Annotated in this window: 31 protein-coding genes; 16 read left to right on the top strand and 15 right to left on the bottom strand. The window is 59.3% G+C overall.

Features of this window, described 5'->3' with window-relative positions:
- Positions 1 to 225: 225 nt before the first annotated feature.
- Together GA0061100_RS00930 and GA0061100_RS00925 are read left to right on the top strand one after the other, a co-directional pair.
- Positions 226 to 1,419 carry an extensin-like domain-containing protein gene (locus tag GA0061100_RS00930; RefSeq protein ID WP_075850750.1) on the top strand — a complete coding sequence of 398 codons (1,194 nt, stop codon included), beginning with the start codon at positions 226 to 228 and terminating at the stop codon, positions 1,417 to 1,419.
- 106 nt (positions 1,420 to 1,525) lie between these two features.
- Complete coding sequence (locus tag GA0061100_RS00925; RefSeq protein ID WP_075850749.1) at positions 1,526 to 1,780, top strand: hypothetical protein; 255 nt, start codon at positions 1,526 to 1,528, stop codon at positions 1,778 to 1,780.
- Position 1,781: 1 nt separating this feature from the next.
- Here GA0061100_RS00925 and GA0061100_RS34220 read toward each other — a convergent pair whose 3' ends face one another.
- Positions 1,782 to 2,186: a hypothetical protein gene (locus GA0061100_RS34220; protein ID WP_143525364.1), complete on the bottom strand. Its 405-nt coding sequence runs from the start codon at positions 2,184 to 2,186 to the stop codon at positions 1,782 to 1,784.
- Between GA0061100_RS34220 and GA0061100_RS00920 the strand changes: the two genes are divergently transcribed.
- The 4 genes from GA0061100_RS00920 to GA0061100_RS00905 all read left to right on the top strand — a co-directional run bounded on the left by GA0061100_RS00920 (position 2,167) and on the right by GA0061100_RS00905 (position 5,789).
- Positions 2,167 to 3,093, top strand: coding sequence for an ABC transporter ATP-binding protein (locus tag GA0061100_RS00920; RefSeq protein WP_075850748.1), 927 nt, complete (start codon positions 2,167 to 2,169; stop codon positions 3,091 to 3,093). The two genes, GA0061100_RS34220 and GA0061100_RS00920, sit on opposite strands and share 20 nt — an antisense overlap.
- Complete coding sequence (locus tag GA0061100_RS00915; protein WP_075850747.1) at positions 3,090 to 3,851, top strand: ABC transporter permease; 762 nt, start codon at positions 3,090 to 3,092, stop codon at positions 3,849 to 3,851. The genes GA0061100_RS00920 and GA0061100_RS00915 overlap by 4 nt, the downstream gene beginning before the upstream one ends.
- Positions 3,852 to 3,930: 79 nt before the next feature.
- Complete coding sequence (locus tag GA0061100_RS00910; RefSeq protein ID WP_075850746.1) at positions 3,931 to 5,262, top strand: bifunctional folylpolyglutamate synthase/dihydrofolate synthase; 1,332 nt, start codon at positions 3,931 to 3,933, stop codon at positions 5,260 to 5,262.
- Positions 5,259 to 5,789, top strand: a complete 531-nt coding sequence (locus tag GA0061100_RS00905; protein ID WP_075850745.1) for a GNAT family N-acetyltransferase — start codon at positions 5,259 to 5,261, stop codon at positions 5,787 to 5,789. Before GA0061100_RS00910 ends, GA0061100_RS00905 begins: the two co-directional genes overlap by 4 nt.
- A gap of 30 nt (positions 5,790 to 5,819) precedes the next feature.
- On the opposite strand, the gene GA0061100_RS00900 is transcribed toward GA0061100_RS00905, so the two are convergent.
- The 4 genes from GA0061100_RS00900 to GA0061100_RS00885 all read right to left on the bottom strand — a co-directional run bounded on the left by GA0061100_RS00900 (position 5,820) and on the right by GA0061100_RS00885 (position 8,547).
- Complete coding sequence (locus GA0061100_RS00900) at positions 5,820 to 6,725, bottom strand: DMT family transporter (protein ID WP_075850744.1); 906 nt, start codon at positions 6,723 to 6,725, stop codon at positions 5,820 to 5,822.
- 106 nt (positions 6,726 to 6,831) lie between these two features.
- Positions 6,832 to 7,533 carry a retropepsin-like aspartic protease family protein gene (locus tag GA0061100_RS00895; RefSeq protein WP_075850743.1) on the bottom strand — a complete coding sequence of 234 codons (702 nt, stop codon included), beginning with the start codon at positions 7,531 to 7,533 and terminating at the stop codon, positions 6,832 to 6,834.
- Positions 7,530 to 7,751 carry a DUF1289 domain-containing protein gene (locus GA0061100_RS00890; protein ID WP_075850742.1) on the bottom strand — a complete coding sequence of 74 codons (222 nt, stop codon included), beginning with the start codon at positions 7,749 to 7,751 and terminating at the stop codon, positions 7,530 to 7,532. The genes GA0061100_RS00895 and GA0061100_RS00890 overlap by 4 nt, the downstream gene beginning before the upstream one ends.
- Positions 7,752 to 7,770: 19 nt before the next feature.
- Positions 7,771 to 8,547 (bottom strand): adenosylcobinamide-GDP ribazoletransferase, encoded by a 777-nt coding sequence (locus tag GA0061100_RS00885; protein WP_083961246.1) that lies wholly within the window; start codon positions 8,545 to 8,547, stop codon positions 7,771 to 7,773.
- A gap of 127 nt (positions 8,548 to 8,674) precedes the next feature.
- Here GA0061100_RS00885 and cobT point away from each other — a divergent pair, with 127 nt between their 5' ends.
- Both cobT and GA0061100_RS00875 read left to right on the top strand, forming a co-directional pair.
- Positions 8,675 to 9,691: a nicotinate-nucleotide--dimethylbenzimidazole phosphoribosyltransferase gene (cobT, locus tag GA0061100_RS00880; protein ID WP_075850740.1), complete on the top strand. Its 1,017-nt coding sequence runs from the start codon at positions 8,675 to 8,677 to the stop codon at positions 9,689 to 9,691.
- Between the two features lie 185 nt (positions 9,692 to 9,876).
- Positions 9,877 to 10,269, top strand: coding sequence for a diacylglycerol kinase (locus tag GA0061100_RS00875; protein WP_075850739.1), 393 nt, complete (start codon positions 9,877 to 9,879; stop codon positions 10,267 to 10,269).
- A gap of 21 nt (positions 10,270 to 10,290) precedes the next feature.
- On the opposite strand, the gene GA0061100_RS00870 is transcribed toward GA0061100_RS00875, so the two are convergent.
- Entirely contained in the window at positions 10,291 to 11,820 is a 1,530-nt protein-coding gene (locus GA0061100_RS00870; protein WP_075850738.1) for a sensor histidine kinase, read from the bottom strand.
- A 123-nt stretch (positions 11,821 to 11,943) separates the two neighbouring features.
- Here GA0061100_RS00870 and GA0061100_RS00865 point away from each other — a divergent pair, with 123 nt between their 5' ends.
- The 3 genes from GA0061100_RS00865 (at position 11,944) to GA0061100_RS00855 (ending at position 13,704) form a co-directional block, all read left to right on the top strand.
- Positions 11,944 to 12,519 (top strand): thermonuclease family protein, encoded by a 576-nt coding sequence (locus GA0061100_RS00865; RefSeq protein WP_075850737.1) that lies wholly within the window; start codon positions 11,944 to 11,946, stop codon positions 12,517 to 12,519.
- Positions 12,516 to 13,148 carry a uracil-DNA glycosylase family protein gene (locus GA0061100_RS00860; protein ID WP_075850736.1) on the top strand — a complete coding sequence of 211 codons (633 nt, stop codon included), beginning with the start codon at positions 12,516 to 12,518 and terminating at the stop codon, positions 13,146 to 13,148. The genes GA0061100_RS00865 and GA0061100_RS00860 overlap by 4 nt, the downstream gene beginning before the upstream one ends.
- 67 nt (positions 13,149 to 13,215) lie before the next feature.
- Complete coding sequence (locus GA0061100_RS00855; RefSeq protein ID WP_069613098.1) at positions 13,216 to 13,704, top strand: Lrp/AsnC family transcriptional regulator; 489 nt, start codon at positions 13,216 to 13,218, stop codon at positions 13,702 to 13,704.
- Positions 13,705 to 13,762: 58 nt separating this feature from the next.
- Here GA0061100_RS00855 and GA0061100_RS00850 read toward each other — a convergent pair whose 3' ends face one another.
- Positions 13,763 to 14,800: an NAD(P)-dependent oxidoreductase gene (locus GA0061100_RS00850; RefSeq protein WP_280173791.1), complete on the bottom strand. Its 1,038-nt coding sequence runs from the start codon at positions 14,798 to 14,800 to the stop codon at positions 13,763 to 13,765.
- Between the two features lie 102 nt (positions 14,801 to 14,902).
- On the opposite strand from GA0061100_RS00850, the gene GA0061100_RS00845 reads away from it, so the two are divergent.
- The 4 genes from GA0061100_RS00845 to GA0061100_RS00830 all read left to right on the top strand — a co-directional run bounded on the left by GA0061100_RS00845 (position 14,903) and on the right by GA0061100_RS00830 (position 18,913).
- Entirely contained in the window at positions 14,903 to 15,871 is a 969-nt protein-coding gene (locus tag GA0061100_RS00845; protein ID WP_075850734.1) for an aliphatic sulfonate ABC transporter substrate-binding protein, read from the top strand.
- Between the two features lie 194 nt (positions 15,872 to 16,065).
- Positions 16,066 to 17,241 carry an FMNH2-dependent alkanesulfonate monooxygenase gene (gene ssuD / locus GA0061100_RS00840; protein ID WP_075850733.1) on the top strand — a complete coding sequence of 392 codons (1,176 nt, stop codon included), beginning with the start codon at positions 16,066 to 16,068 and terminating at the stop codon, positions 17,239 to 17,241.
- Between the two features lie 24 nt (positions 17,242 to 17,265).
- Entirely contained in the window at positions 17,266 to 18,102 is an 837-nt protein-coding gene (gene ssuC, locus GA0061100_RS00835; protein WP_075850732.1) for an aliphatic sulfonate ABC transporter permease SsuC, read from the top strand.
- A 10-nt stretch (positions 18,103 to 18,112) separates the two neighbouring features.
- Positions 18,113 to 18,913 carry an ATP-binding cassette domain-containing protein gene (locus GA0061100_RS00830; RefSeq protein WP_075850731.1) on the top strand — a complete coding sequence of 267 codons (801 nt, stop codon included), beginning with the start codon at positions 18,113 to 18,115 and terminating at the stop codon, positions 18,911 to 18,913.
- On the opposite strand, the gene GA0061100_RS00825 is transcribed toward GA0061100_RS00830, so the two are convergent.
- The 4 genes from GA0061100_RS00825 to GA0061100_RS00810 form a co-directional block, all read right to left on the bottom strand.
- The gene (locus GA0061100_RS00825) at positions 18,910 to 19,386 is read right to left on the bottom strand and encodes an SRPBCC family protein (protein ID WP_075850730.1); all 477 of its coding nucleotides are present in this window, start codon (positions 19,384 to 19,386) and stop codon (positions 18,910 to 18,912) included. The genes GA0061100_RS00830 and GA0061100_RS00825 overlap by 4 nt on opposite strands.
- Positions 19,383 to 19,727, bottom strand: coding sequence for an ArsR/SmtB family transcription factor (locus GA0061100_RS00820; RefSeq protein ID WP_075850729.1), 345 nt, complete (start codon positions 19,725 to 19,727; stop codon positions 19,383 to 19,385). The genes GA0061100_RS00825 and GA0061100_RS00820 overlap by 4 nt, the downstream gene beginning before the upstream one ends.
- A complete protein-coding gene (locus tag GA0061100_RS00815) occupies positions 19,720 to 20,412 on the bottom strand; it encodes a glutathione S-transferase family protein (protein ID WP_075850728.1) in 693 nt (230 codons plus the stop codon). The genes GA0061100_RS00820 and GA0061100_RS00815 overlap by 8 nt, the downstream gene beginning before the upstream one ends.
- Before the next feature lie 122 nt (positions 20,413 to 20,534).
- The gene (locus GA0061100_RS00810; RefSeq protein WP_075850727.1) at positions 20,535 to 21,359 is read right to left on the bottom strand and encodes a class I SAM-dependent methyltransferase; all 825 of its coding nucleotides are present in this window, start codon (positions 21,357 to 21,359) and stop codon (positions 20,535 to 20,537) included.
- A gap of 160 nt (positions 21,360 to 21,519) precedes the next feature.
- Between GA0061100_RS00810 and GA0061100_RS00805 the strand changes: the two genes are divergently transcribed.
- The gene (locus GA0061100_RS00805) at positions 21,520 to 22,233 is read left to right on the top strand and encodes a DUF2270 domain-containing protein (RefSeq protein ID WP_167459812.1); all 714 of its coding nucleotides are present in this window, start codon (positions 21,520 to 21,522) and stop codon (positions 22,231 to 22,233) included.
- Positions 22,234 to 22,266: 33 nt separating this feature from the next.
- Here the strand turns inward: GA0061100_RS00805 and GA0061100_RS00800 are convergent, their stop codons facing one another.
- From GA0061100_RS00800 to GA0061100_RS00785, 4 genes are all read right to left on the bottom strand, one after another.
- On the bottom strand, positions 22,267 to 22,533 hold the full coding sequence (locus GA0061100_RS00800) for an usg protein (RefSeq protein ID WP_075850725.1): 267 nt from the start codon (positions 22,531 to 22,533) through the stop codon (positions 22,267 to 22,269).
- A gap of 186 nt (positions 22,534 to 22,719) precedes the next feature.
- Positions 22,720 to 23,550, bottom strand: coding sequence for an ABC transporter permease (locus GA0061100_RS00795; protein WP_075850724.1), 831 nt, complete (start codon positions 23,548 to 23,550; stop codon positions 22,720 to 22,722).
- Entirely contained in the window at positions 23,547 to 24,350 is an 804-nt protein-coding gene (locus tag GA0061100_RS00790) for an ABC transporter permease (RefSeq protein WP_075850723.1), read from the bottom strand. Before GA0061100_RS00790 ends, GA0061100_RS00795 begins: the two co-directional genes overlap by 4 nt.
- 118 nt (positions 24,351 to 24,468) lie before the next feature.
- Positions 24,469 to 25,251 (bottom strand): ABC transporter substrate-binding protein, encoded by a 783-nt coding sequence (locus tag GA0061100_RS00785; protein ID WP_075850722.1) that lies wholly within the window; start codon positions 25,249 to 25,251, stop codon positions 24,469 to 24,471.
- Between the last annotated feature and the right edge of the window lie 7 nt (positions 25,252 to 25,258).

Here is a 25,258-nt window from a genome sequence, read left to right as displayed (position 1 = left end):
GGTCGATTCCGACAATCAGCCTATGCAATCCTGCCGCGATGGAAAAGCCATGCCGGCATTTCCATGGAGGACTCCTGTGAACCGTGTGCCTTGCTTCATGTCATTCCATGCTCCTGTGGTTCCAGCACGAAACAACGAGATCCTCCTGCGGTAAGCTTTCGTTCACCCTTCCCATTTAGGATTTGTAATCGTTACCGACCGTGGCTGGGGCAGCGGATCAGGAGTATGACCATTTTACCCATTCTACGGCGGATCGCGCTGCCATTGCTGTTGTCGTCGGCGTTGGTCGCCTGTACGGCAGATAGTCTCGTGCCGCCCTCCAGCATCGATAGTTCCTCGCGTGTCGGATCCATCAAGCCGCATCGCAGCGTGCCGCAGCGGCAGTTTGCCTATCAAGGGGTACAGGATCCCGTCGTCTCCGCATCGAGCAATTACAAGAGCGGTGGTCCCGTTCGCTCCAACGGAACCGGCGAGGCCGTGACCACTTCGGACGTCGAGGTTGGGCTGGCGCAGCAATCGGAGGTTCCCTCGCAAGGCGTCAATATGGATGCCGAACTCGGCGTCGGGCCGAGTGAGGAAGAGCAATCCGGATCGGTTGTCGGATTGGCGCAGGAAGAGCAGCAGAATATTGCCGAAGGTCAGTCTGACCAACCCGTGGTCGACGGCATCGGCACCGATGCTCCGGTACAGACCAACCGGTCGATTGTTCAGCGCCCGGCCGCGCAGGCCGAGCTCAACCAATCGCGGATACCGAGGCAGTTGCCGGGAACGCAGGTCGCGATGCTGCCGCGTGTCGAAAATCCGATACCGCGCCTCGATCAGCAATTCGAAGCGCCGCAATCGACGCCGGGTATGATGCCGCCCTCGGAAGTTGCCTGCCGACAGGAGTTGCAGCGCATGGGCGTCGTCTATACCGACAAGCCGGCCATATCCAACGGGCCTGCATGTCAGGTTCCCTATCCGGTTTCGCTGAGCGGTCTGTCCGGCAATATTGCGGTCAGACCTGCTGTCACATTGAATTGCCAAGTGACGCTCGCCTTCGCCAAATGGGTGAAGAACGAGCTCGCCCCAGCCGCGCGCACGCGCTACTGGACGGGCATCGGCACGATCGTACCGCTTGGCGGATATTCCTGCCGGCGAATGAACAATAGCCGGCAACGCTATAATCCGATGTCGGAGCATGCCCATGGCAATGCGATCGATGTGGGCACCTTCATTCTCAAGAACGGCCATGTAATCGACGTGCGGAGGAAGGGCCTGTTCTCCTTCAGGGAAGGACGCTTGCTCAAAGCGGTACGCAGCGACAGTTGCCGCTATTTCGATACTGTGCTCGGACCGGGCAGCAATCCGGAGCACTGGAATCACTTCCATTTCGACCTCAGGGATCGAAAGGGCGGCCGGCGCTATTGCAGCCTTTGATTGGCCCTTTGCCGGGACAGCATCCACCCTTGCCAAACGGAGAAGCTGATTTACCTATCGGTGGGATCGCGCTTAACAGCGCGCGCCGAGGGCAAGAGAGGGGCTCATGGAAGACGTACCGAGACGAAAGAGAAGCCTGGGAAGGGCGCTCGTTGCCGCGCTGATTGCCATCGTTATCGTCATCGGCGGTCGCTGGTACGCTTATGTCGCCTATGCCGACGATCCCTTCGATGAAGTCGGCATTGGTCTCAATTCCATGATGCCCGGACCTATTCGCGACAAGGGCTGCGCAATGCTGAAGGCGCGCTTCGAGCACAAGACCCTGCCACCTGCCGGCTGTGGTGTGAATGGCAACTGGTAGGTCACGTTTTCCGATCGTAAGCTGGCAAAAAAGAAAAAAGCCGGCTGGGCCGGCTTGAGCGGAGCATGGCAACGACGGGGGATCCTTGCCTGCTCCAGAAAAGAACTTCATGTTGCAATGATGATGCACGCAATATGAATGCGAGGGCAATAAATCGGCCAATACAGCAGGCGCTGACGGTGTCGCCAAGAGGCGTTGGGCGGAGTTGCGACAAACGTTGCTCACCTAAGGAGCTATATGCCCGACGAAGGTCACGATTTGATGACAGCTTATTTGACTTAAGCGAACGCTGTGTTCCACCACCATGGGGTGGTAAAAACGCAAGACCGGCTATATAGCGGGCAAACGCCGCGAAATTCATCATAAAAGCCGGACTTTGCCTGACCATGGCTGCGATCATTTCCATACGCAATCTCACGAAAACATATGCCAACGGGTTTCAGGCACTGAAGGGCATCGATCTCGACATCGAACGGGGCGAAATCCTGGCGCTGCTTGGGCCGAACGGTGCGGGCAAGACGACACTGATTTCCATCGTCTGCGGGATTGCCAATCCAAGCGGGGGCTCGGTAACGGTCGGCGGCCATGATGTTGTGCGCGATTTCCGCGCCACGCGCAGCTTGATCGGCCTCGTGCCGCAGGAGTTGACGACCGATCAGTTCGAAACCGTCTGGAACACGGTGAGCTTCTCACGCGGGCTTCACGGCAAGAAGCCGAATCCTGAATATATCGAGAAGATACTGCGCGATCTCTCGCTCTGGGAGAAAAAGGACAATATGCTTCGCCAGCTTTCAGGCGGCATGAAGCGGCGCGTGCTGATCGCCAAGGCGCTCTCGCACGAGCCGGAGATCCTGTTTCTCGACGAACCGACGGCCGGCGTCGACGTCGCGCTGCGCAAGGACATGTGGCATGTGGTCGAGCGCCTGCGCGCCTCCGGCGTCACCATCATCCTGACGACCCATTACATCGAAGAGGCCGAAGAAGCGGCCGACCGCGTCGGTGTCATCAATGGCGGCGAGCTGCTGCTGGTGGAGGAGAAGAAGGCGCTGATGGCCAAGCTCGGCCGCAAGCAGCTCATCCTCGATTTGAACGAACCGATTGACGCTGTACCGCAGTCTCTCGACGGGAACGGGCTTTCGCTCGGGCCGAACGGTCAGACGCTGATCTATGATTTCGACGCCCAGCATGAGCAGTCGAGCATTGCGGCCCTGCTGTCGAAGCTGGCCGAGCAGGGGATTCATTTCAAGGATCTTTCGACGCGTCAAAGCTCACTCGAGGATATTTTCGTCTCGCTGGTGGAGGCAGGTAAATGAACTTCGAAGCGGTCAAGTCCATCTACGCTTTCGAAATGGCCCGCACGCGCCGCACGCTGCTGCAGAGCGTGGTCTCGCCGGTCATTTCCACATCGCTCTATTTCATCGTGTTCGGTGCGGCGATCGGATCGCGCATCAATCTGGTCGAGGGCGTTTCCTACGGGGCGTTCATCACGCCGGGCCTGATCATGCTGACCTTGCTCGGACAGTGCATCAGCAACGGCTCCTTCGGCATCTATTTCCCGAAATTCACCGGTACGATCTACGAGGTGCTGTCGGCGCCTGTCGCCATGACCGAGATTGTTCTCGGCTATGTGGGTGCGGCGGCGACCAAGGGGATGCTGATCGGTCTGATTATCCTGGCAACCGCGAGTTTCTTCGTCGATATCAGGATCGAGCATCCGTTCATGATGATCCTGTTTTTTGTGCTGACGGCAGTCACCTTCAGCCTGTTCGGCTTCATGATCGGCATATGGGCGGGCAATTTCGAGCAGTTGAACCTGATCCCGATGCTGGTCGTGCCGCCACTGACCTTCCTCGGCGGCAGCTTCTACTCGATCAACATGCTGCCGCCCTTCTGGCAGGCGGTCAGCCATCTCAACCCGGTTCTCTATCTTGTCAGCGGCTTCCGCTGGAGTTTCTATGGCATCGCCGACGTCAATCCGGTGTTAAGTCTTGCCATGATCACGCTCTTCCTCGTCGTCTGTCTGGCGATCCTTGGGTGGATTTTCAGGACGGGGTATCGATTGAGAAACTGATGGCGGTACTGGATGGGTGGGGCTAATGAAGCTTGCGGCCTTCGTAGAGCCGCAAGAAAATCATTGAAAAGGCGGTCCCATGTCGCAGTCCCATCCCAGCCAGCTGCTATCCCAAGCACTCTCCCGGCTCGATCAACTGACCAACTGGGAGCGCAAGCCGCGCGGAGAGATGCGGGTCGGTCTCGAGCCGATGCTCGATCTCATGCAGCGTTTGGGCGACCCTCATCGAAGCTTCCGCGCCATCCACGTTGCCGGTACCAAGGGCAAGGGATCGGTCTCGGCGCTTCTCGAAGCTGGATTGTTGCGGGCAGGGTGGCGGGTCGGTCGTTACGGGTCGCCGCATGTCGACCGTGTGAACGAGCGTGTCAGCGTTCTCGGCCGCGAGGTCGAGGACGATGCGCTGGCGAAGGCGATCATGCAGGTGTTGGACAGCTATGAGAGCGCGAAGCAAGCCGCAACTGCCGGCGAGGATGCTACCTGGTTCGACGTAATAACGGCTGCAGCCTTCGTCACCTTCAGAGATGCAGCCTTGAACTGGGTCGTGGTCGAAGTCGGGCTGGGCGGCAGGCTGGATTCGACAAACGTGGTCTTCGGCGAAGTGGCCATTGTCACCAACATCGGACTGGAGCACACGGAAATTCTTGGGGTCACGCGCGAGGCGATCGCGGGCGAGAAGGTGGGCATATTGAAGCGCGGCGCAACGCTTGTCACCACGCTTGCCGCCGATGATGCCGCGGGGCAGGTCGTACAGCAGCGCGCCGACGAACTGGGCTGCAAGGTGCTTCGAACCGAGCTTCCCGAAGATGCGACGATTGTGGAGACCAACATCGCGCTGGTCGGCCTTGTGTTCGATCATCTGGGACGACAAGGCGAGAGCGTGCTGGAAAGAAATGCAAAAGGCCAGCCGATCGGTGCATGGCTGCTCGATCCGGCCGTTGTCGACAAGGCGCGGCTGCCGGGGCGAATGGAGCGTTTCGACTTCCTGCTGCCGCCGGCATTGCAGGACGGACGACAGACACTGCCGGTGATTATGGACGGCGCGCATGTGCCGTTCAATATCGAGGCTGTCTTACGCGATATCGCTCGCTCCGCCAGCGTCAGCGGTGATTGCATTGCCGTCGTTGCCTTGGCGTCCGACAAGGATGCGCCCGGCTTTATCGAAGTGCTCTCACGGCACGTCGCCTATGTGGTGTTTACCGAGGCGTCCGGATCCGGCCGCGCCCATGCCGCGCGGGATTTGGAAATGCTGGCGAAATCCATGGGCTTGGCGTGCGAGGCTGAACCGGACCCGCACAGGGCGCTGGAACTGGCGACTATGAAGCTTGCCGAAACGGACGGCTGGATGCTCGTCACCGGATCGCTCTATCTTGTCGGGGCATTGCGCGGCACCGTTCTGGGGAATGTCGGGTGACGGCTGATATCACGATCAGGTCGGCTCTCGTCGATGACGTTGCCGATATCGCCAGGCTGCATCGCGCGATCTGGTGCGACGCCTACCGCGATCTTGCGCCTGCCGATGTCTATCAGGCGCTTGACGAGGAATACCGTCGCATGCGCTGGGCCGACATGCTTGCCAATCCCCGAAGGGATCAGCGCGTTCTTCTGGCGGTACTGGACGACCGGCTCGTCGGCATCGGCGCAATTGCGGCTTCGTTCGAGCCGGCATTCGAGGGACGTGGCGAGATAAAGTCGCTCTATGTCGATCCAGCTATCAAGCGCCAGGGAATCGGCCGTCGGCTGATGCGAGACATGGCGCGAGAATTTGTGTCGATGGGGTATTCCGCTATCGGTCTGGGCGTGGTTGTGGGCAACGAGCCGGCAATTGCCTTTTACCGCGCGCTCGGCGGACAATTGGTCGGCCAGTATGTGGATCCGGGGCCGATCTGGCGCTCCGACAATCTGATTTTTGCCTGGGATGATCTTTCGCTTTTGACCTGATCCATCGCGGGCCGGTCGGAGCCGATCGCTTTATCCCGCTATGGCTCGCTTGCGCGGCGCGATGGTCATGGCCATGACGCCGGCCACCACGCAGACGAGGCCGATGGCTGCGGTCGGGGACAGGGGTTCGCCGAGGAAAATCACACAGATGCCGACGCCGATCGGGACGCGCAGATAGGCCTGTGCCGTCGTGCCGACCGAACCGAGGGTCTGGATAAGCCGGAAGTAGATGCTGAAGGCGAGCGCGGTCGAGATGACCGACAGCCCGAGCAATGACAGAATTGAGGCCGTGGACGGCGCGATCTGCCAGGGGTGTTCGAAAACCAGGCTGGCGGGAATGAGAAGTGCCGCACCGCAGAGCAATGAGCCTGCCGCGGGCATCATCGGGTCCAGGCCCTTGAAGTTGCGGCCGAACAGCGCGGCGCAGGCATAGCAGATCGATGCGACGACGACAGAGAGTTGCGGCAGCAACTGGCGGCCCATGCCATGCAGCGCATCGAGGCCGATGACCAGGCAAATGCCCGCCATGCCCACAATCACGCCAAACAGCTTGCGGCCCGTCAGCGGCTCGCTGCGCAGCAGGAACGCGGCGATCAGGAAGGCGAAGATCGGCGTCGTGGAATTCAATATGGTCGCCAGGCCGGCATCGACGGTCTGTTCTGCCCATGCGATCAGCGTGAAGGGGATGGCGCTGTTGAGGCAGGACTGAATGAGAAAGCGCTTCCAGGTGGCTGCATCCCTCGGCAGGCTCAGGCCGCGCCAGCGAATGATGGCGAGCAGGACAAGGCCGGCGATCAAGGTACGGGCGGCAATCAGCGTGATCGGTGGAATGGTTGCCACGCCGACGCGGATGAAAGTGTAGGAGGCGCCCCAGCAGGTTGCGAGGGCAAGGAGAAGCAGCAGTTCGGTTGTCAGGTTGGGTCTTGCAGGTGTCATGGGCGTTTCACTCTTCATGCAGTTCGGACATGCCGTTTTCTAGAGTGAAGAGACCGGCGAATGCTTCGGTCCCAACCGAACTATCCCATGCGATGGCTCATATCCTTTAGTCGCGCAGCCGCAATTCGTCGGTCTGCATCTGCATGGACCCGAGAGTTTCGAGGAAGCTCATGCCGAGCAGGCTCTGATCGAGCTTGCCCGCTTCGGCTACGCTCGCCTCGACATCCCTGCGCTTGATCGGACCGATGGCCACCGAGCCGAGCTCAACGGGAGCTGCCCTGGCGCGACCGTTGGCGGTCAATACCGTCATCGAATAGGTGAGGTTTTCTGGAATGATGCCGACGCGCTCGGCATCTTCCTGCGACAAGGCGATGGTGCTGGCGCCGGTGTCGATCAGCATATCGATCGGCTGGCCGTTAATCATTACCTGGGCTTCGAAATGCCCGCTCGACCGTTTGTGGAGGATCACTTCCTGACCACCTTCGCTCGTCGTGACGACGACGGCGTGGCCAGGCATCAAGCCGGCGAAGACGCGGTTACCCACCTGCTCGGCATCGTAGCGATAGATATAGGCCGTCGCGAGCGCCATGATGATGACGAACCAGATCAGGAGATTGCGGACCGACTGGCTGACGGTATGACGGCTACCCCATACGGCGGCACTCATCATCAGCGCGATCGGCAGGAGATAGACAACACGCGCGAAGTCATCGTTGCGCATGCCGAAGGTGGAGCCGGTATTGTTATTGAAGATGAGCAGTGCGAGGCCGATGCCGAGAATGGCGAGAACGATGTTCAGGCGGTTCATACGGCACTGCGCTCCCGTGCCATCCTTTGGCGGCGGGTCTCCCGGCGCGGCTTGCGTTCGACCTTGGTCAGACGCTCCGGAAGCAGCTCCATGATCTCACGGCGTTCCTCGTCGCTATAGTTCATCCACGCGCCGATTTCGGCTGATGTGCGGCCGCAACCGAAGCAATAGCCGGTATTTTGGTCGATGGAGCAGACGAGGATGCAAGGTGTCAGCATGGGATCATATATCGATGCTTCAAACGCACATGGCAAGAGTACACAGGGAGGCGATCTCGCAAATCTGCTGGGTCGCGCCGATCGTATCACCCGTATGACCGGCCAATTTTTGACTGATATATCGGGTGGCCAGAAATGTCGCGACGCTTGTCGTAAGAAGGCAGCCAACCAGCGCCGGAACACCCATGGCAGGACCGATGAGCAGTATCGCGAGGCCAAGTGTCGCAATCAGCGCCAGCTGCATGGCGTCGCCATCAGGCTTGCCTGCCGACGCGGCGACCCCATCCGGTTTGGCCGACGGCAGGGCGTACCAATGCCAGACCATGGCGCCACGGCTCAAGGTGGCCGCGGCGAGGATCGCGACAGCAGCATCCTCAGGCGGAAGATGCCGAGCGATGGCGGCAAGCGCCGCAGCCCGCAATCCGAATGACAGTATCAATGCCGCCGCCCCGTAAGTGCCGATGCGGCTGTCTTTCATGATTTCGAGCGCGCGCTCGCGGTCTTTGCCGCCACCCAGTCCGTCTGCAGTGTCGCTGAGTCCGTCTTCATGGAGGGCGCCGGTCAGGATCGTCTGCACGGCAAGTGCCAGCAATGCTGCCATCAACGGATCGGCGTTGAGGGCGAGCAGCACGCTGAAGGTCAGTGTCGAGGGCAGGGCGATCAGCAAGCCGGCGACTGGAAAGGCGCGAGAAGTGCGCGAGAGCTTGCCGTCATCGCCTTCGAAGAAGGACGACGGCACAGGGACGCGGCTTAAGAAAGCGACGGCGCGCGCGGTGTCACGCATATATTCCCGCATTTCTTCCTCTCCCCGCCATACGCGCGACAGCATCGGGCGCTTTTGGAGTTGTTCGCACCGATTCCCAGGACTAATAGAGTCGCACGCAAAGAACCCGATTTGAGACTAAAAGACAAGGAACGCATTCATGAGCGTCAGCGGCCTCCCATTCGACGATTTCCGAGCATTGCTGCGCGACCTTCCAGGCCCGGATGCCCGGGCGCTCGTGGCCGCGCGTGAACGTGATGCGCAGCTCACCAAGCCGCCGGGCGCACTCGGTCGGCTCGAGGAAATCGCCTTTTGGCTTGCCGCCTGGACCGGTCGTTCCCCGGCCGTGACCCGGCCGCTGGTGGCGATCTTTGCCGGTAATCACGGTGTCACCAAGCAGGGGATTACGCCGTTTCCGCCTTCGGTCACGCAGCAGATGGTGGAAAACTTCGCGGCCGGCGGCGCCGCGATCAACCAGATCTGCGTTGCCTACGATCTCGGCCTGAAGGTCTTCGATCTCGCGCTCGATTTTCCGACTGCTGATATCACGGAAGAGCCGGCGCTGAGCGAGCGTGATTGCGCCGCGACCATGGCCTTCGGCATGGAGGCGATTGCCGGTGGCACCGATCTGCTCTGCATCGGCGAGATGGGCATCGGCAATACCACGATCGCCGCAGCCATTCACTACGCGCTTTATGGCGGCAAGGCGGAAGACTGGGTTGGCCCGGGCACGGGTTCCGAAGGCGAGATGCTGAAGCGCAAGATTGCCGCGGTCGAGAAGGCGGTCGCGCTCCATCGCGACCATCTCTCCGATCCGCTGGAGATCCTGCGCCGCCTTGGCGGCCGCGAGATCGCCGCCATGGCCGGTGCCATCCTTGCCGCGCGCATGGAACGCATCCCCGTCATCATCGACGGCTACGTCGCAACGGCTGCCGCTTCCGTTCTCAAGGCAGCGAACCCGTCCGCGCTCGACCATTGCCTGATTGGACACGTTTCGGCGGAGCCGGGGCATCTGCGGTCCATCGAGAAGCTCGGAAAGACGCCGCTCTTGGCGCTCGGCATGCGGCTTGGCGAGGGCACGGGGGCTGCATTGGCGGCCGGAATCGTCAAGGCTGCGGCTGCCTGCCATTCCGGCATGGCAACATTCGAGAGCGCCGGCGTTACGAATAAGCACTGAGGATCGGGGCGGCGAGATGTCGAAATATGCGTTTCGCCGCTAGATTTCCTGTAGACGATCGGTTTTTCGTCATAAATCTGTAATGAATTTGGCGGCGGCGATTGGCATCGCCTTGCTTCGACCGCGGCGAGGCGGTATTCGCAAAGCATCCAGATTGCAACCGGGACATTACGGGCGGAACGCGAATGGCTGAGTTTTCAAAATCAACGGTCACCAAGGAGACCGGGATTCGGCACTTTTTCGCCGCCGCCGGTTATTCCTGGGGCGGCTTTCAGCGGTTGTTGCAGGAATCGGCCTTCCGCCAGGAACTGCTTTTTGCTGCAGTAGCGTTGATCCTGCTGATCGCCGTCGGCGCGACGATTGGCGAGATCGTCATCGCGATGGTGTTGTTCCTCGCCGTGTTTGCGGTCGAGGCCATGAATACGGCGGTGGAAGAGGTGATCGACCGTATTTCTCCGGAAATCTCCAATGTTGGCAAACATGCGAAAGACCTCGGCTCGTTTGCCGTTCTCTGCATGCTGGTCGCGTCCGGCATCTACCTTCTTTATGTTATCGGCAGCCATCTGCTGTTCCGCTAGAGCTCGGCACCTGAGCTTCGTTTAAGCGAAACTCTTCTTGCGACGCTCGACGAGTGGGGCATCTTCGACAGCCGGCAGGCTTTGCAGAACGCGCTTGGCCGGCAAAATGGCGATGACCTCCGTGCCTTCCCGCAGTTTGGATTTCAGCATGAACTGACCGTCATGCTTGGCAAGGATGGCCTGCACGATCGGCAGGCCAAGGCCCGTGCCTTGCTCGGCGCTCTTGATGGCGATGGAGCCCTGGCCGAAGGCTGAGAGCACCACCGGAATTTCCTCTTCGGGAATGCCGGGGCCGTTGTCCTTTATCGCCACATATTCGCCGCCGCCGGCCGTCCAGCCGACCTTAACGCTGATCTCGCCGCCTTGCGGCGTGAACTTCACCGCGTTCGACAGGAGATTGAGGATCACCTGGCGCATCGATTTCTCATCGGCCCAGACCGAGGGCAGTTGCGCTTCGAATTGTGATGAGATCGAGATATTCTTGGCGCGGGCTCGCAGCTGCACCATGCCGATGCAATCCTCGGCAATATCGAGCAGGGAAATCGCTTCCTCGTTCAGTTCGTATTTGCCGGCTTCGATGCGCGAGAGATCGAGGATTTCGTTGATCAGGTTGAGAAGGTGCTGGCCGGACCGATGGATATCGGTGGTGTATTCGCGGTAGGTCGGGTTGTTGAGCGGCCCCATGACCTCGGCGGACATGACTTCGGAAAAGCCGAGGATCGCATTCAGCGGCGTTCTGAGCTCGTGTGACATGGAGGCTAAGAAGCGCGACTTGGCAAGATTTGCCTCCTCGGCGCGCCGGCGCGCTTCATCGGACATCGATTTCGCGACTTCCAGCTCGGCGATCAGATCGTCCTTCTCCGATTGGAAGAAGAGGATCTTCAGGTTCGACTGATACATGCGATTGGTGATGAAGCTGAAGAATATGACGGCAACTGAAATGGCTGCAGTGAGGGCGATATCGGAAGGCCTGCGCGTCAGGATGGCCGTCACGAACAGCGCCACGGTTGCCGGTGCGAAGGAAAACGGGACTGCCCGCGGCAGCATGAAGCTCGACATTGCCGTGATGCAGATGGCCACCAGCAGGGTCGTGCCCTTGTAGAAGGCAAAACTGTCGCCGCCGCAGGTCGAGCAATTCTGGATGGTGAAGAGCGCCCAACAGAAGCCGACGAGCAATTGCCCCAGCAATAGCAGCTGACGCCATTTTCTGGCGCTTTCGGCGGACATTTCCTGCTTCTTGGCGCGCCGTCCGATCAGCATGTTGATGGCATGCGCCGTCAGGATCGGAATGGTCCAGAAGAGAATGCCCGCATCACGCGTGAGATAGACGCCGAGAACGGCAACCACGATGACGAAAATCGGCACCACGGCGGCACTCTGCCGCAAGGTGTCGATATGCATCATCATCAGTTCGCGGTCGAAATTGCGGCTGTGACCGCTCTGCAGGCGCTCGCGCGTTTGCCGCACGGCCTTCGACACAGCCCGGTTACGGTGACTGCGCGATCGGTCGACAATGTTTTTATCTGTCGATGTGCTGACGCCGGTGCTCATGGTTACATTGAAACTTGGCCTGCCTGAGACTACACACTAGCGTCCAAACCTTAAGAAGATGCTGCACCGAAATGATTTGTTTGCCATCTTCGCCAAGGATTTGTTCTTAAAGGAGGTAACAACGTGATGCGGTCGGGCCGCCTGTTTCGTGACGGCGCGGCCACTTTCGCGCTGCTTGCCATTCTTGCGTTATTCGCGTTGAAGATGAACAATCGACCGGAAATAGTTCAAAACGGCAGCTTTTATGTCATCGATGGCGATACGCTTTCCGCCAATGGCGAGCGCCTGAGGCTCAAAGGTATCGACGCTCCTGAATTTAGGCAGCGTTGCCAGCGTAGTGGTGCGGATTGGGCTTGCGGCGAAGACGCGCGCAAAGCGCTTGCCACAATGATTAAGGCCGGGGTGCCTGAATGCCGAGGGTGGGAGAGGGATCGTTATGGTCGCCTGCTGGTGACATGTGTCGCTGGCGATGTCGATATCAATGCAGCGATGGTGCGCAATGGCATGGCGGTTTCCTATGGTGCCTATGCCAGCGAGGAGCGCATCGCGCAGCAGGCGAAAGCCGGGCTTTGGGCCAGTGATTTCGAGAGGCCGAGCGACTATCGGCGCGAGGAGCATATGGCGCATGACAATGACAACGATCCGATCGCCGGATTGTTCAGCTATTTGCGCCAGCTTGTCGGATGGAGCGCCCCATGAAACAGGAAAGCGAATTGCAGATCCTGCGTTCGGCGATCGCGGCCTGTCGTCTCTGTCGAGATGCGCCGGCCAAAGGCGAGGCGGATCGCTTGCCGCACGAACCGCGTCCGGTTGCGACACTATCGTCGAGCGCACGGATACTGATCGCGGGCCAGGCACCAGGATTACGCGTTCACGAGAGCGGTCTGCCCTTCAACGATGCCTCGGGCGACCGTTTGCGGCAGTGGCTCGCTGTGGATCGCGAGAGTTTCTACAATCCGGATCATTTCGCCATAATGGGCATGGGCTTTTGCTTTCCGGGCTATGATAAGGCGGGGAGCGATCTGCCGCCGCGCAAGGAGTGTGCGCCATTGTGGCGGCAGCGGGCGATGGATGCGATGCCGCAGATCGAGCTGATCCTGACGATCGGTCAATATGCGCAGGCGTGGCATCTTGGGGCACAGCGCATGGGTTCGATGACCGAGACGGTCGCGGAGTGGCGGCGTTACCTTCTAACCAACCGGTCGCCCGCCGTCCTGCCATTGCCGCATCCGAGCTGGCGCAATAGCGGCTGGCTGAAACGTAACCCGTGGTTCGAAGCCGAATTGCTTCCCGTATTGCAACAACGTGTGAAAAGCCTGCTTCCTTGAGAAAAAGTTTCTTTTCTCTCGCTTAAAATAGGCTATAGAGAGAATATAATTCGAAGGGATGCTTTTAATGGACCGTCTAGACCGCAAAATCCTGCGCCTGCTGCAGGAGGATTCCACTCTGGCCGTAGCCGATCTCGCCAAGAAGGTCGGCCTGTCGACGACGCCTTGCTGGCGCCGTATCCAGAAGATGGAAGAGGATGGCGTCATTCGCCGCCGTGTGGCCCTGCTTGATCCGGAAAAGGTCAACACGAAGGTCACGGTTTTCGTGTCCATCCGCACCAACAGCCACTCCATCGAATGGTTGAAGCGCTTTTCCGAAGTGATCGCCGATTTTCCGGAAGTGGTCGAATTCTACCGCATGAGCGGCGATGTCGACTATCTGCTGCGTGTCGTCGTTCCGGATATCGCCGCTTATGACGCCTTCTACAAGCGCATGATCGCCAAGATCGAAATCCGCGATGTTTCCTCGGCGTTTGCGATGGAGCAGATCAAGTACTCGACGGAACTACCGCTGGATTACATGCTGCTGGAGAATGCGAAGTCCAACGAGGACTGAGCAACTCTTTTATAAAGCGCTCAGCCGAAACCGATATCGGCTGAGCGCTTTTGTTTTGTTATTTCTTGTCCAGGCGCGCCAGCAGCGAGGAGGTATCCCAGCGATCGCCTCCCATCGCCTGGACATCGCCGTAAAACTGGTCAACGAGGGCCGTGAGCGGCAGTTTGGCCTTGTTGCGGCGGGCCTCCTCGAGCACGATGCCGAGATCCTTGCGCATCCAGTCGACGGCGAATCCGAAATCATACTTGCCGGCATTCATGGTCTTGTGGCGGTTTTCCATCTGCCAGGAGCCGGCGGCACCCTTGGAAATGACGTCCACGACCTTTTCGATATCGAGTCCTGCCTGCTTGCCGAAGTGAATGCCTTCGGCAAGGCCCTGGACGATGCCGGCAATGCAGATCTGATTGATCATCTTGGTCAGCTGGCCGGCGCCCACCGGTCCCATAAGACCGACCATGCGGGCATAGGCATCGATCACGGGGCGGGCTTTCTCGAACACGACTTCATCGCCGCCGCACATGACGGTCAGTACGCCATTTTCTGCACCTGCCTGTCCACCGGAAACCGGCGCGTCGATAAAGTCGACACCCTTTTCCTTGGCGGCAGCGTAGAGTTCGCGGGCGACCTCGGCGCTTGCGGTCGTATTGTCGATGAGTATTGCGCCTGCTTTCATGCTTGAAAGGACGCCGTTTTCGCCCGTGGTCACCGAGCGCAGGTCGTCGTCATTGCCGACGCAGGTGAAGACGAAATCGGCGCCTTCAGCGGCCTGAGCCGGGGTAGGGGCGAATTTGCCGTCATACTGCTTGGCCCATGCTTCGGCCTTGGCGACGGTGCGATTGTAAACAGTGACGTCATGCCCGCCTTTGACCTTGAGATGTCCTGCCATAGGATAACCCATGACGCCCATGCCGATGAACGAGACCTTTGCCATTTTATGACTCCCTGACCGAATTTGTTTCGAAGGCTTAGCCGAAAGGCCAGGGGGACGAAAGGCCGATTTCTCGGGCAACTTGTCACCATGGCATATGATTTGAAATTTGGTTTCTTGTTTCCGTTCATATGGGAATAGAATTTCGTTTTCGGTGCGAATCTTCATAATATCCTTTGTCGATATAATCTATGGATTTGCGATCTTAGGCCATCGACAACAAGCCGATGGCAGCGGAAGCGCCGAGGCCTCATGAAAAAGGGATCTTCGATGATTTCGCGCAGACAGACACTCGGCCTTCTCGGCGCCACGGCGGCGGCTTTCGCTTTGCCTTCCATTCGACAGGCGCGGGCAGCAGCGGCGACGACGCTTCGGATCGGCTGGCAGAAGAACGGCGTATTGGCGTTGGCAAAGCGCCAAGGGGCGCTTGAGAAGCGGCTTTCCGATCGCGGCATATCGGTCGAATGGTCTGAATTCACATCCGGGCCGCCGCTGCTCGAAGCGCTCGGCGCCGGCGCCCTTGATTTCGGCGCCACGGGCGACGTGCCGCCGCTCTTCGCTCAGGCTGCCAACGGCAATCTGCTCTATGTCGGCCTTTATACCGGCAGCCCCGAAAGCTCCGCCATTCTCGTGCGCAAGGATTCGCCGATCCAGACCCTTGCCGATCTCAAGGGAAAGAAGCTTGCCTTCAAGCGCGGCTCCAGCGCCCACAACGTCACCGTCAAGGCGCTGCGCAAAGGCGGGCTGACGATCAACGATATTCAGGCGCTCGATCTCGCACCGCCGGATGCATCTGCCGCCTTTAAGACCGGCGCCATCGATGCCTGGTCCATCTGGGACCCTTATCTCGCGATTGCCGAGGCTGACCCGGATACGCGTGTCCTGACGACGGCACGCGGCATCGTCGATTCCTTCAGCTATTTCCTTGCGAACGGTGATTTCACCAAGAGCAATCCACAGGTCATCATCGATGTTATAGATGAGTTGGCGAAGGTGGGCGCTGCGGCGCAATCGAATCTGGACGGCACTATTAAGGCCCTGTCCGAAATCACCGGTGTTCCGGCCGATGTGACCAGGGTGACGCTGACCCGTCCGGGCGCCGATCTTGGCGGCGTCTCAACCATCACCGACGCGGCAATCACCTATCAGCAGGGACTGGCTGACGAATTCTATAATCTTGGCATCGTTCCGAAGAAGCTCAACGTCACGGATATCGTCTGGCGGCCGAAGGCGAGCTGAGGCTGACGAGGCCCGCAGATATCGTCCGCGCCCGAAACACTACGGGTGCGGGCTTTGTCGGCAAAAATATTTCGTCAAACACCGCCGATTAGAAAATCCATATTGTCGATATAATCGATAGTCTATGCCACTATCCGGATCGAACATCGGGAGGTGGCTCCCGACCACGCGCATCCAGAAAGCAGGAAAGCTTCATGACCGCGACCGCAAAACCCATCGATTTCCTCTGGTTCATTCCGACCTCCGGCGACGGCACCTATCTCGGCACGACCGATCTCAATCGCGGCCCGGAGATCGGCTATCTCCAGCAGATCGCACAGGCAGTCGATCGGCTGGGTTATACGGGCGTGCTTTTGCCGACGGGTGTCTCCTGCGAAGAGTCTTTCGTCACGGCTGCGGCGCTTTCGGCGCATACGCAGAAGCTGAAGTTCCTGGTTGCCATCCGCCCTGGTACGGCATCTCCCGCCTATTATGCGCGCCTTGCCTCGACGCTCGATCGCGTCTCGAACGGCCGCGTCCTGCTCAACATCGTCGTTGGCGGCAGCCCGGCGGAGCTGGCCGGCGACGGCATTCATCTGGAACATGATGAACGTTACGCTCATGCCGATGAATTCTTCCATGTATGGGAGGAATTGCTGGAGACGGGAACTTCTACCTTCAAGGGCAAGTATATTACGGCCACCAATGCAAAGCTCGGCCTGCCACCGGTACAATCACCGCGCCCGCCGCTCTATTTCGGCGGCTCTTCGGATGCCGGTATCGAATTCTCTGTCGGGCGTGTAGACAAATACCTGACCTGGGGCGAACCGCCGGCACAGGTCGCGGAGAAGATTGCAAAGGTGAGGGCGGCGGCTGCCGCGCGCGGCCGTGAGGTCAGCTTCGGTATCCGCCTGCATTTCATCGTTCGCGAAACGGACGAGGAGGCATGGGCAGCAGCCGACAAGCTCATCTCCAAACTCGACGACGAGACGATCCGCGAGGCGCAGGAGCAATTCGTCAAACAATCCGATTCCGTTGGGCAGAAGCGCATGGCGGCACTGCATGGCGGCCGTCGCGACAAGCTGGAAGTATCCCCGAACCTCTGGGCCGGTGTGGGCCTGGTGCGCGCCGGAGCGGGTACGGCACTCGTTGGCTCGCCAAAGACGGTAGCTGCGAGATTGCGGGAATATCAGGAGCTCGGCATCGAAACCGTGATCGGCTCCGGCTATCCGCATCTGGAAGAAGCCTATCGCGTGGCCGAATTGCTGTTCCCCGAATTGGGATTGAAGCGTGACGAGCAGCGGGCCGGGTTCCGCAACGAATTTGGAGCCAAGCAGATTTTTGCCGGCGGTAGCCATGGCGGTAATCTGAAGGTCGTTTCCGGCTCGTAACGCCAACTCAAGAGGAAGATCCCCATGTCGGCATTCGACACGTCCTTCGTCCGTGTGGCTTCGGAACGCCGCACGCGCCCTGTCAAGGCGGCTCGGCAGGCCATCTCGCTTCAGAGATTTCTGCCCTTCCTGCTGCCTGTCGTCGTCATTGCTGCATGGCAGCTCGGTTCCTCGTTCGGCTGGATCTCCAATCGCATCATGCCATCGCCGGCGGCTGTCGTGGTCGCCTTTTGGCAGACCACGATTTCTGGGCAGCTGCCGAACAACATCCTCGTCAGCGCCGGCCGCGCTTTCGCTGGCCTGCTGGTCGGCGGCTCGATCGGTTTCCTGCTTGGCATCGCCAACGGCGTATCGCGGCTGTCGGAACAGTTGACCGATACGACGCTGCAGATGCTGCGCACCATTCCGCATCTCGCCATGGTGCCGCTCGTCATTCTCTGGTTCGGGATCGGTGAGGAATCGAAACTGTTCCTGACAGCGCTTGGCGTGCTCTTCCCGATCTATCTCAACACCTATCATGGCGTGCGCAACGTCGATCGCGGATTGATCGAGATGGGGCGGGTCTATGGGATGAGCAACTGGACGCTATTCCGGAAGGTCATCTTCCCTGGCGCACTTCCATCCATCCTTGTCGGCTTGCGCTTTGCCCTCGGCATCATGTGGTTGACGCTGATCGTTGCTGAATCGATCGCGGCATCGTCAGGCATCGGTTACATGGCCAACAATGCCCGCGAATTCGGCATGACCGATGTCGTCGTCCTGACGCTGGTCATCTACGCCATCCTCGGCAAGCTCGCCGATGTCGTCGCGCGGGCGATCGAGCGCAGGGCCTTGCGCTGGAACCCGGCCTATCAGAATTGAGGAGCCTGTCATGAGCGCCATCGCGATAGATCACCCGCGGGCAGGGGCCGCAAAAATCGCCCCGCAGGTTGCGGGTGCTGCGGCCATCCATATCAAGGGACTGGAGAAGAGCTTCGGCAACAACCGCGTCCTGCGCGGTATCGATCTCGATATTCCAGCCGGCCAGTTCGTCGCCGTCATCGGCAAGAGCGGTTGTGGCAAGAGCACGCTGCTACGTATCCTGATGGGGCTGGAAGAGCCGAGTGCCGGCCATCTACGGTTCGAGGCGGCTGATGGCAGCGACGCGCAACCCAATACGCGTATCGTCTTTCAGGAGCCGCGCCTGTTGCCCTGGTTTTCCGTCGCCGACAATGTCGCGGTCGGTCTGGGCGAGGGGGTGCCGCAGGATATCTCGCGCCAGGAAACGGCTTCAGTTCTTTCTGAGGTGCAGCTGGCCGAGAAAGCCGGTGAATGGCCCTCCAGTCTTTCCGGCGGCCAGAAGCAGCGCGTGGCGCTTGCCCGCGCGCTTGTCAGCAAGCCCGGCATCCTTGCGCTCGACGAGCCGCTGGGCGCTCTGGATGCCTTGACACGTATCAGTATGCAGGAATTGCTGAATCGCGTCTGGCGCGAGCTCGGCTTTACGGCGGTGCTCGTCACGCATGACGTCAGCGAAGCCGTACATCTCGCAGATCGGGTCGTGGTGCTGGACGAAGGGCGGATCGTGCTTGATCTTGCCGTTCCCTATCCACATCCGCGTCGCCATGGCAATCCGGCGCTGGCCGAGCTCGAAGGGCAGCTTCTGGCGGCGATTCTTGGCGATGTACGCAGCTAGTTCGGCCTGGCGTCATCCGCTTCGACAAAGAGCTTGAGATTGTCGAAGCCGATCTCCGTGCCCATGAGGCGTGAGCCGTTATCGCTGTAGCCATCCAGAAAGACGACCTGCTCGACGAAGGTCATCTTCGTGCCGCCGGGCTCGGAGGCGAAGTTGATAGTCGCCAGCGACACGGAAATTCTGAGGTCGTCGAGCATCATGTCGAAGGCATATATGAAGCGCTCGTTCTGGATGACGTCGATATAGCGCGCCTGATAGGCATGCACGACGCCATCCGCCGAGGCGACGCGATTGCTCTCGCTGCCGCCGGTGCGGAAATCGAGCTGGAATTCCAGCGGCTTCCAGCCTTCATGACAGGCAAACCATTGCCGCTTCTGCTCGGGGATTGCCCAGGCGTTGAAGACCTTCGATAGCGGCGCCTTGAAATGGCGTTCTATGGTGATGGTCGTATGGTCTGTCGATCGTTTGCTCATTCGTCTGCCATCTCCGTCGAGGTGTCGCTAAGAAAGAGATCAAGGCGGTCGAAGGCCTGGTTCCAGGATGCCTTGCGCTCTGCAATCCATCGCTCGACGGATGCCAGCGCCTCCTTGCGAAGGTGATAGGTCCGTACCCGACCGGCCTTTTCCGACAGCACCAGGCCGCTCGTCTCCAGCACCTGCAGATGTTTCATCACGGTCGGCAGCGCCATGTCGAGCGGCTGCGCCAACTCGGTCACGGAGGCAGGGCCGCGGCCTAGCCTGTCGATCATGCCGCGGCGGCTCCCGTCTGAGAGAGCCTGGAACATGCGGTCGAGAGACTGCGCATCCTCAAGCATTCGGCTTTTCCGGCCGGAACTGTGCCGGCAATTTCTCGCTGTAGGGATAAAAATGGAAGTAGGGCATGGCCTCCTTGAGCACGCGGGCGAAGGACGGGCGGTCGAGGAGACGCTGATAATAGGCCTTCAGCCGGCCATGTTCTTCGCCGAAGGGAACCAGGGTTTCGGCATAGAATAAAGCCGGTGCTGCAGCGCAATCGGCCATGGTCAGATTGTCTCCGGTGATCCAGATTTTCCCGTCCAGCTGCTTTTCGATCATTCCATAGGCGGTGCGCAGCAGCGACTGCGCTTCGGCGACGCCCTGCGGGCTTTGGTTCTTCTCGGCCCGGCGCACATCTGCGACGATTGCTTGCATCGGCTCCTGCACATAAAGGTCGAAGAAGCGATCCCAGAGCCGGACGCACAGGGCGTCCGAAAGCTCGGTCGGCAATAGCTGGGTTGCGCCGGGATAATGCCGATCGAGATATTCGATGATGATGCTGGTTTCGGGCACGGTGCTATCAAGCGCTTCGTCGCGCAGCACCGGAAATTTCGTAAGCGGCCAGAGCCGCGCCAGCGAGGCGCGCGATTCCGCATTGCTGAGATCGATGATCCGGCTTTCGAACGGCGTCCCGTTTTCATAGAGCGCCATCAAGACCTTGTGGCAGAACGAGGCGAGCGGATGCTGATAGAGAATAAGGGACATGCGACGACCTTTCCGAAATCAAGGTTCAAGCTGATACTTATCTGAATGGCTAAGTATCAGTTCGGCGGTCGCTGCGCAACAGAATAGTTATCCAAACGGGTAACTATTCTGTTTTAGTCGTCTCAATCGGCATTCAGGCGCGCAATGACCAGATGGCCCGGCGTCGGCTGGCCGTCTTCCATGCGGACATTGATGTCGGTGATTTCGACGAGTTCGAAGCCGGTCGCTTTCAGCCGTTCGCGCACATAGGCTTCGGAATGGGCGAAGCGCTGGTGCGCGCCGACCATATAGGGCCGTCCGGCCATGGTCGCATCCGGCAGGGTTTCGGAGGAGAAAATGAAGAGGCCGCCCGGCGTCATGTTTTCCGCCGCTCCGAAAAACAGCGGTTCCAGCGCGCCGAGATAGGGCAGCACATCGGTTGCGGTGATCAGATCGAAGGCGTCTTCATCGTTATCGTCGAGGAAATCCTCGACTTCGGCGACGAAGAGCGTCTCGTAGATGTCCTTTTCATGGGCGACTTCGACCATGTTCTCGGAAATGTCGATGCCGGTGATATCTTCGACGATATCGCGCAGCGTGCCGCCCGTGAGGCCCGTGCCGCAGCCAAGATCGAGCATGCGCTTGAAGGGGCCGAGGCCGAGCGCCTGCAGACGCTGGCGAACGAGCACCGGCACATGATAGCCGAGTTGCTCCACCAGCACGTCCTCGAAGACCTCGGCATGCTGATCGAACAGGGTCTCGACATAGGCGTCCGGCGCCTTGACCGGCGTTTCGCCGCGTCCCATCGAGGCGATGCGAACGGCTGCGCCGCCATGGTCGTCCGGATCGAGGGCCAGCACCTTCTCATAGGCCCGAACCGCAGCGTCGATGTCGCCCGCCTTCTCCAGCGCCAATGCGTGGTTATAGGCTTCCGCCAGCGCGTCTTCGTCGATCTTCTTCTTTGCCATGGTCACAGGCCCTTCCTTTTGTCACGCAGGCATTAAGACGCCTGATCGGCTTTTGCAATGCTTGCCGTGCAGGCGCAGAATATCGATTTCGGCAAAGGCGAATTGGGGGCGCTATCCGGATAGAACAACAAATAAGGGAGGAACGACAATGGATACCGAAATGACAACACCGAACCCGGCAGGCAGCCCGGCGGAGCGCGGCCGCCCCTCCTTGCCGGCGACCTCGGCTGAAGTCACCAACACATTGACCCATTACTATCGAGGCGAACTGGGGCGGATGACCAGCTGGCGCGATCGTATCGACCGGACCTCGAACTGGGCGATCACGGTCACGGCGGCATTGCTTTCCGTATCGCTGTCGACGCCGTCGTCGCATCACGGTGTGCTGCTGTTCGGAATGATGCTGATCACGCTTCTGCTCATGATCGAAGCGCGGCGATATCGCTTCTTCGATGTCTACCGTTCGCGGGTGCGGCAGCTGGAGCGGCATTATTTTGCGCAGATCCTGGCGCCGCAAGCCGAGCTCAATTCCGACTGGACATTGCCGATTGCGGCCAGTCTGCGCGCTCCACGGTTACTGCTAAGCCAAGCCGAGGCTGCGCAGCGGCGGTTGCGACGCAACTACTGCTGGATGTATGCGATCCTGCTTTTGGCATGGATACTAAAGATTTCGACGCCGAGGTTGCAGACAGATGGCCTGGCGCAGGAACAGGCGCGTTCATGGGGCTATATTGCTGACAATGCAGCCCTTGGACCCATGCCTGGCTTCATCGTCATCATCCTTGTTGCGGCCTTTTATGCCGCCATTCTTTATGGCACGCTCCATCGCGGGCCGGATGACGGCGATTTCATCCATGGCGAGGCGCATGTTTGATCGCCGCCAGCCGCCACGCATTTGAACCGATCCTCAGTGCAGGATGAATTCGCCCTTCACAGCGCGCCATTCGGTAGCCGAAATCAGCTTGCGATGGACATAACGCACCGAATGCAGCGGCCCATCCAGCGTTTCCTGCCAGAATTTCAGGAAGCCGCGCATTTCGGGAAAGTTCGGGGCGAGATCATAGTCCTGCCAGATGTATGTCTGGAGAAATTGCGGGTGATCGGGCAGGCGATAGAGGATCTGCGCCGTCGTCAACCCATAACCCTGCAACTGCTTTTGCATGTCGTCGTGCATGAGCTTTCTCTTTCCGTTCCCATTTTTTCGTGACTCATGGTCACAAAGATATGGAAACAGGCGATGGTAAACTCAAGCTTTACAAAACTGTCATGAAGGAAATTTTATTCACAGAAATCAATACGTTAGCAGCGATGGCCAGGGAGTGCTGCCAAGGGCGGCGCTTCAACGCCGCCCTTTCCGGGATTAGCGCTTGAGATGCCGGGTCAACCGGCCTTCCATCCGCGCCCAGCCGTTTCGCATGAACTCGACGATCACCAGGTAGAAAATCGCCGCCCAGAGGTAGATCTGATAGTCGTAGGTGCGCGAGAATGCGTAGCGCGTCTCGCCCATCAGATCGTAGACGGTGATGATGGAGACGGTCGCCGAACTCTTGATCAGCAGAATGATTTCATTACCGTAAGGCCGCAGCGCCACGATGAGCGCCTGGGGAATGATGATTTTGCGGAATGCGATCCACGTATGGATGCCAAGCGCGCTTGCCGCTTCCGTCTGACCCCTAGGCACGCTCTGGATGGCGCCTCGGACGATTTCCGTCTGGTAGGCTGCCGTGTTCAGCGTCATGGCGAAGACACCGCAATAGAAGGGGTCCTTGAAGAACCACCACAGGCCGATATCCTCGAAGAACCAGCGGAAGCTTGGAAAGCCGTAGTAGACCATGAAGATCTGCGCCAGCAGCGGCGTGCCGCGGAACAGATAGACATAGCAATAGGTCAGCGTGCTCAGGACCCTGTTGCTCGACATGCGGGCGAAGGCCAGCGGTATCGACAGGATCGCACCGAGGATGAAGGATATGGCGACCAGCTTTACCGTGATCCAGAGACCGTGCAGCAGCCGTGGCCCGTAGGTCTGGAGCTTGTCGATATCCCAGCCCGTCACGATCATCGTCAAGAGGGAAATGCCGAGAAGGGTCCAGAGCGTCAGGAAGAAATATCCTACGATACGCGCCTTGGATAGTTTCCTGGCGATCTGGGGCGGTGCCGGCTGCGCGGCTATCAGAACTTCGGCATGGCTCATCGATGAACCTCCGCACGTTTGGCCCATCGATCAAGATAGAAGAGGCCGACCGAGGAAATGACGGCCAGCGTCAGATAGAAAAGGCAGGCGATAGAATAGAAGGTGAAGGGCGCCTTGGTGGCGCGCACGGCGATCCCCGTCTGCCTGATGATGTCGGCAAGGCCGATGATGGAGACGTAGGACGTGTCCTTCAACAGGTTCATCCAGAGGTTTCCGAGATTCGGCAGCGAGATGCGGACAAGCTGCGGTATGATGATCAACCGCATGGTACGCACGCGGTGAAAGCCGAGTGCATCGCCTGCTTCGTACTGGCCTTTCGGTATAGCCTTGAAGGCGGACAGAAGCACTTCCGAGCAATAGGCGGAGAAGACGATCGCCAAGGCGACCATGCCTGCAGCGAAAGCATTGATTTCGACAGGTCCGTTATAGCCAAATTTGGCGAGCAGCGACTGTAAGAGGATCTGCATGCCATAGTAGATGATGAAGAGCGTGAGCAGCTCAGGCAGGCCGCGGAAAATCGTCGTGAAGACGCCAGCGGCAAGGCGCAAAGGCTTCTCTTCCGATTGCTGCGCAAGTGCAACGAAGAATCCGATGATCACGCCAAGCGGCAACGTCAGGACCGAGACGGCAATGGTGATCTTCAAGCCACCGGCAAGCTCATCGCCCCATCCCGTGTCGCCACAGGCGAGCATCGTATTTTGGCCGAACAGAGTGAATAGTCCGGCCGGACCACACAACGGGTCAAAAATCGTACTCAACCAGGTCCACACGGAACCGAGGGCGGAAAACAATCCGCTCATGCTGTATTTCCCCTAGCGGCTTTTGCCGCGTTTCTGCTTATATTCTTCTCGTTGTCAAACAAAAACGGCGGAAGAGCAAGCTTCCGCCGTCGTCTTTTCCCAGGGAATCGACGGGCGATCAATCGCCGTAGACGTCGAAATCGAAATACTTGTCCTGGATCTTCTTGTAGGTGCCGTCAGCGCGGATCGCGGCGATCGCGGCGTTCAGCTTGTCCTTGAGGGCCGTATCGCCCTTGCGGACGGCGATACCAGCGCCCGCACCGTTGATGACCGGATCGATCTTCAGCGTTCCGAGCATCTTGCAGCAATTGCCGGCGTCAGACTTCACCCATTCGGACAGGACAACGACGTCGTCGATAGCAGCATCGATTCGGCCATTGCTGAGGTCGAGCTTGTATTCGTCGGCCGACGGATAAAGCTTGAGTTCGGCATCCTTCAGATGAGCAGAGGCGTAGTTGGCATGCGTCGTGGAGGACTGCGCGCCGATCGTCTTGCCTTTCAGGGCTTCGTCGGTTGCTTCCTTGAGAGCGGAGTCCTTCGGTACGGCGATTGCCGGCGGCGTGTTGTAGTACTTGTTGGTGAAGTCGACGATCTTCTCGCGCTCAGGCGTGATCGACATAGACGAGACGATGGCGTCGAACTTCTTGGCCTGCAGGGCCGGGATGATGCCGTCGAAATCCTGGTTCACGAAGGTGCACTTGACCTTCATCTGATCGCAAAGCGCATTGGCTATATCGATGTCGAAGCCGACGAACTTGCCACCGGCGTCGAGCGCTTCGAACGGCGGGTAGGTCGCGTCGGTGCCGATGACGAGCGTGTCGCCGTCGGCAAGCGCCGCGCCGGCGACGAGCGACATCGCGGCGAAGGATGCGGCGGCAAAAAGACGAGTGGAGATGCGCATATTGACC

Source organism: Martinezella hainanensis, from assembly GCF_900094555.1.
Taxonomy (GTDB): Bacteria; Pseudomonadota; Alphaproteobacteria; order Rhizobiales; family Rhizobiaceae; genus Rhizobium; species Rhizobium hainanense.
This window is presented reverse-complemented; position numbering and strand designations above follow the sequence as displayed.

Excerpts from the sequence above, each read along its gene's own strand:
- GA0061100_RS00930 (WP_075850750.1), top strand. The coding sequence starts at position 226 with ATGACCATTTTACCCATTCTACGGCGGATCGCGCTGCCATTGCTGTTG.
- GA0061100_RS00925 (WP_075850749.1), top strand. The coding sequence starts at position 1,526 with ATGGAAGACGTACCGAGACGAAAGAGAAGCCTGGGAAGGGCGCTCGTT.
- GA0061100_RS00920 (WP_075850748.1), top strand. The coding sequence starts at position 2,167 with ATGGCTGCGATCATTTCCATACGCAATCTCACGAAAACATATGCCAAC.
- GA0061100_RS34220 (WP_143525364.1), bottom strand. The coding sequence starts at position 2,186 with ATGGAAATGATCGCAGCCATGGTCAGGCAAAGTCCGGCTTTTATGATG.
- GA0061100_RS00915 (WP_075850747.1), top strand. The coding sequence starts at position 3,090 with ATGAACTTCGAAGCGGTCAAGTCCATCTACGCTTTCGAAATGGCCCGC.
- GA0061100_RS00910 (WP_075850746.1), top strand. The coding sequence starts at position 3,931 with ATGTCGCAGTCCCATCCCAGCCAGCTGCTATCCCAAGCACTCTCCCGG.
- GA0061100_RS00900 (WP_075850744.1), bottom strand. The coding sequence starts at position 6,725 with ATGACACCTGCAAGACCCAACCTGACAACCGAACTGCTGCTTCTCCTT.
- GA0061100_RS00895 (WP_075850743.1), bottom strand. The coding sequence starts at position 7,533 with ATGAACCGCCTGAACATCGTTCTCGCCATTCTCGGCATCGGCCTCGCA.
- GA0061100_RS00890 (WP_075850742.1), bottom strand. The coding sequence starts at position 7,751 with ATGCTGACACCTTGCATCCTCGTCTGCTCCATCGACCAAAATACCGGC.
- GA0061100_RS00885 (WP_083961246.1), bottom strand. The coding sequence starts at position 8,547 with ATGCGGGAATATATGCGTGACACCGCGCGCGCCGTCGCTTTCTTAAGC.
- cobT (WP_075850740.1), top strand. The coding sequence starts at position 8,675 with ATGAGCGTCAGCGGCCTCCCATTCGACGATTTCCGAGCATTGCTGCGC.
- GA0061100_RS00875 (WP_075850739.1), top strand. The coding sequence starts at position 9,877 with ATGGCTGAGTTTTCAAAATCAACGGTCACCAAGGAGACCGGGATTCGG.
- GA0061100_RS00870 (WP_075850738.1), bottom strand. The coding sequence starts at position 11,820 with ATGAGCACCGGCGTCAGCACATCGACAGATAAAAACATTGTCGACCGA.
- GA0061100_RS00860 (WP_075850736.1), top strand. The coding sequence starts at position 12,516 with ATGAAACAGGAAAGCGAATTGCAGATCCTGCGTTCGGCGATCGCGGCC.
- GA0061100_RS00855 (WP_069613098.1), top strand. The coding sequence starts at position 13,216 with ATGGACCGTCTAGACCGCAAAATCCTGCGCCTGCTGCAGGAGGATTCC.
- GA0061100_RS00850 (WP_280173791.1), bottom strand. The coding sequence starts at position 14,800 with ATGAAGATTCGCACCGAAAACGAAATTCTATTCCCATATGAACGGAAA.
- GA0061100_RS00845 (WP_075850734.1), top strand. The coding sequence starts at position 14,903 with ATGATTTCGCGCAGACAGACACTCGGCCTTCTCGGCGCCACGGCGGCG.
- ssuD (WP_075850733.1), top strand. The coding sequence starts at position 16,066 with ATGACCGCGACCGCAAAACCCATCGATTTCCTCTGGTTCATTCCGACC.
- ssuC (WP_075850732.1), top strand. The coding sequence starts at position 17,266 with ATGTCGGCATTCGACACGTCCTTCGTCCGTGTGGCTTCGGAACGCCGC.
- GA0061100_RS00830 (WP_075850731.1), top strand. The coding sequence starts at position 18,113 with ATGAGCGCCATCGCGATAGATCACCCGCGGGCAGGGGCCGCAAAAATC.
- GA0061100_RS00825 (WP_075850730.1), bottom strand. The coding sequence starts at position 19,386 with ATGAGCAAACGATCGACAGACCATACGACCATCACCATAGAACGCCAT.
- GA0061100_RS00820 (WP_075850729.1), bottom strand. The coding sequence starts at position 19,727 with ATGCTTGAGGATGCGCAGTCTCTCGACCGCATGTTCCAGGCTCTCTCA.
- GA0061100_RS00815 (WP_075850728.1), bottom strand. The coding sequence starts at position 20,412 with ATGTCCCTTATTCTCTATCAGCATCCGCTCGCCTCGTTCTGCCACAAG.
- GA0061100_RS00810 (WP_075850727.1), bottom strand. The coding sequence starts at position 21,359 with ATGGCAAAGAAGAAGATCGACGAAGACGCGCTGGCGGAAGCCTATAAC.
- GA0061100_RS00805 (WP_167459812.1), top strand. The coding sequence starts at position 21,520 with ATGACAACACCGAACCCGGCAGGCAGCCCGGCGGAGCGCGGCCGCCCC.
- GA0061100_RS00800 (WP_075850725.1), bottom strand. The coding sequence starts at position 22,533 with ATGCACGACGACATGCAAAAGCAGTTGCAGGGTTATGGGTTGACGACG.
- GA0061100_RS00795 (WP_075850724.1), bottom strand. The coding sequence starts at position 23,550 with ATGAGCCATGCCGAAGTTCTGATAGCCGCGCAGCCGGCACCGCCCCAG.
- GA0061100_RS00790 (WP_075850723.1), bottom strand. The coding sequence starts at position 24,350 with ATGAGCGGATTGTTTTCCGCCCTCGGTTCCGTGTGGACCTGGTTGAGT.
- GA0061100_RS00785 (WP_075850722.1), bottom strand. The coding sequence starts at position 25,251 with ATGCGCATCTCCACTCGTCTTTTTGCCGCCGCATCCTTCGCCGCGATG.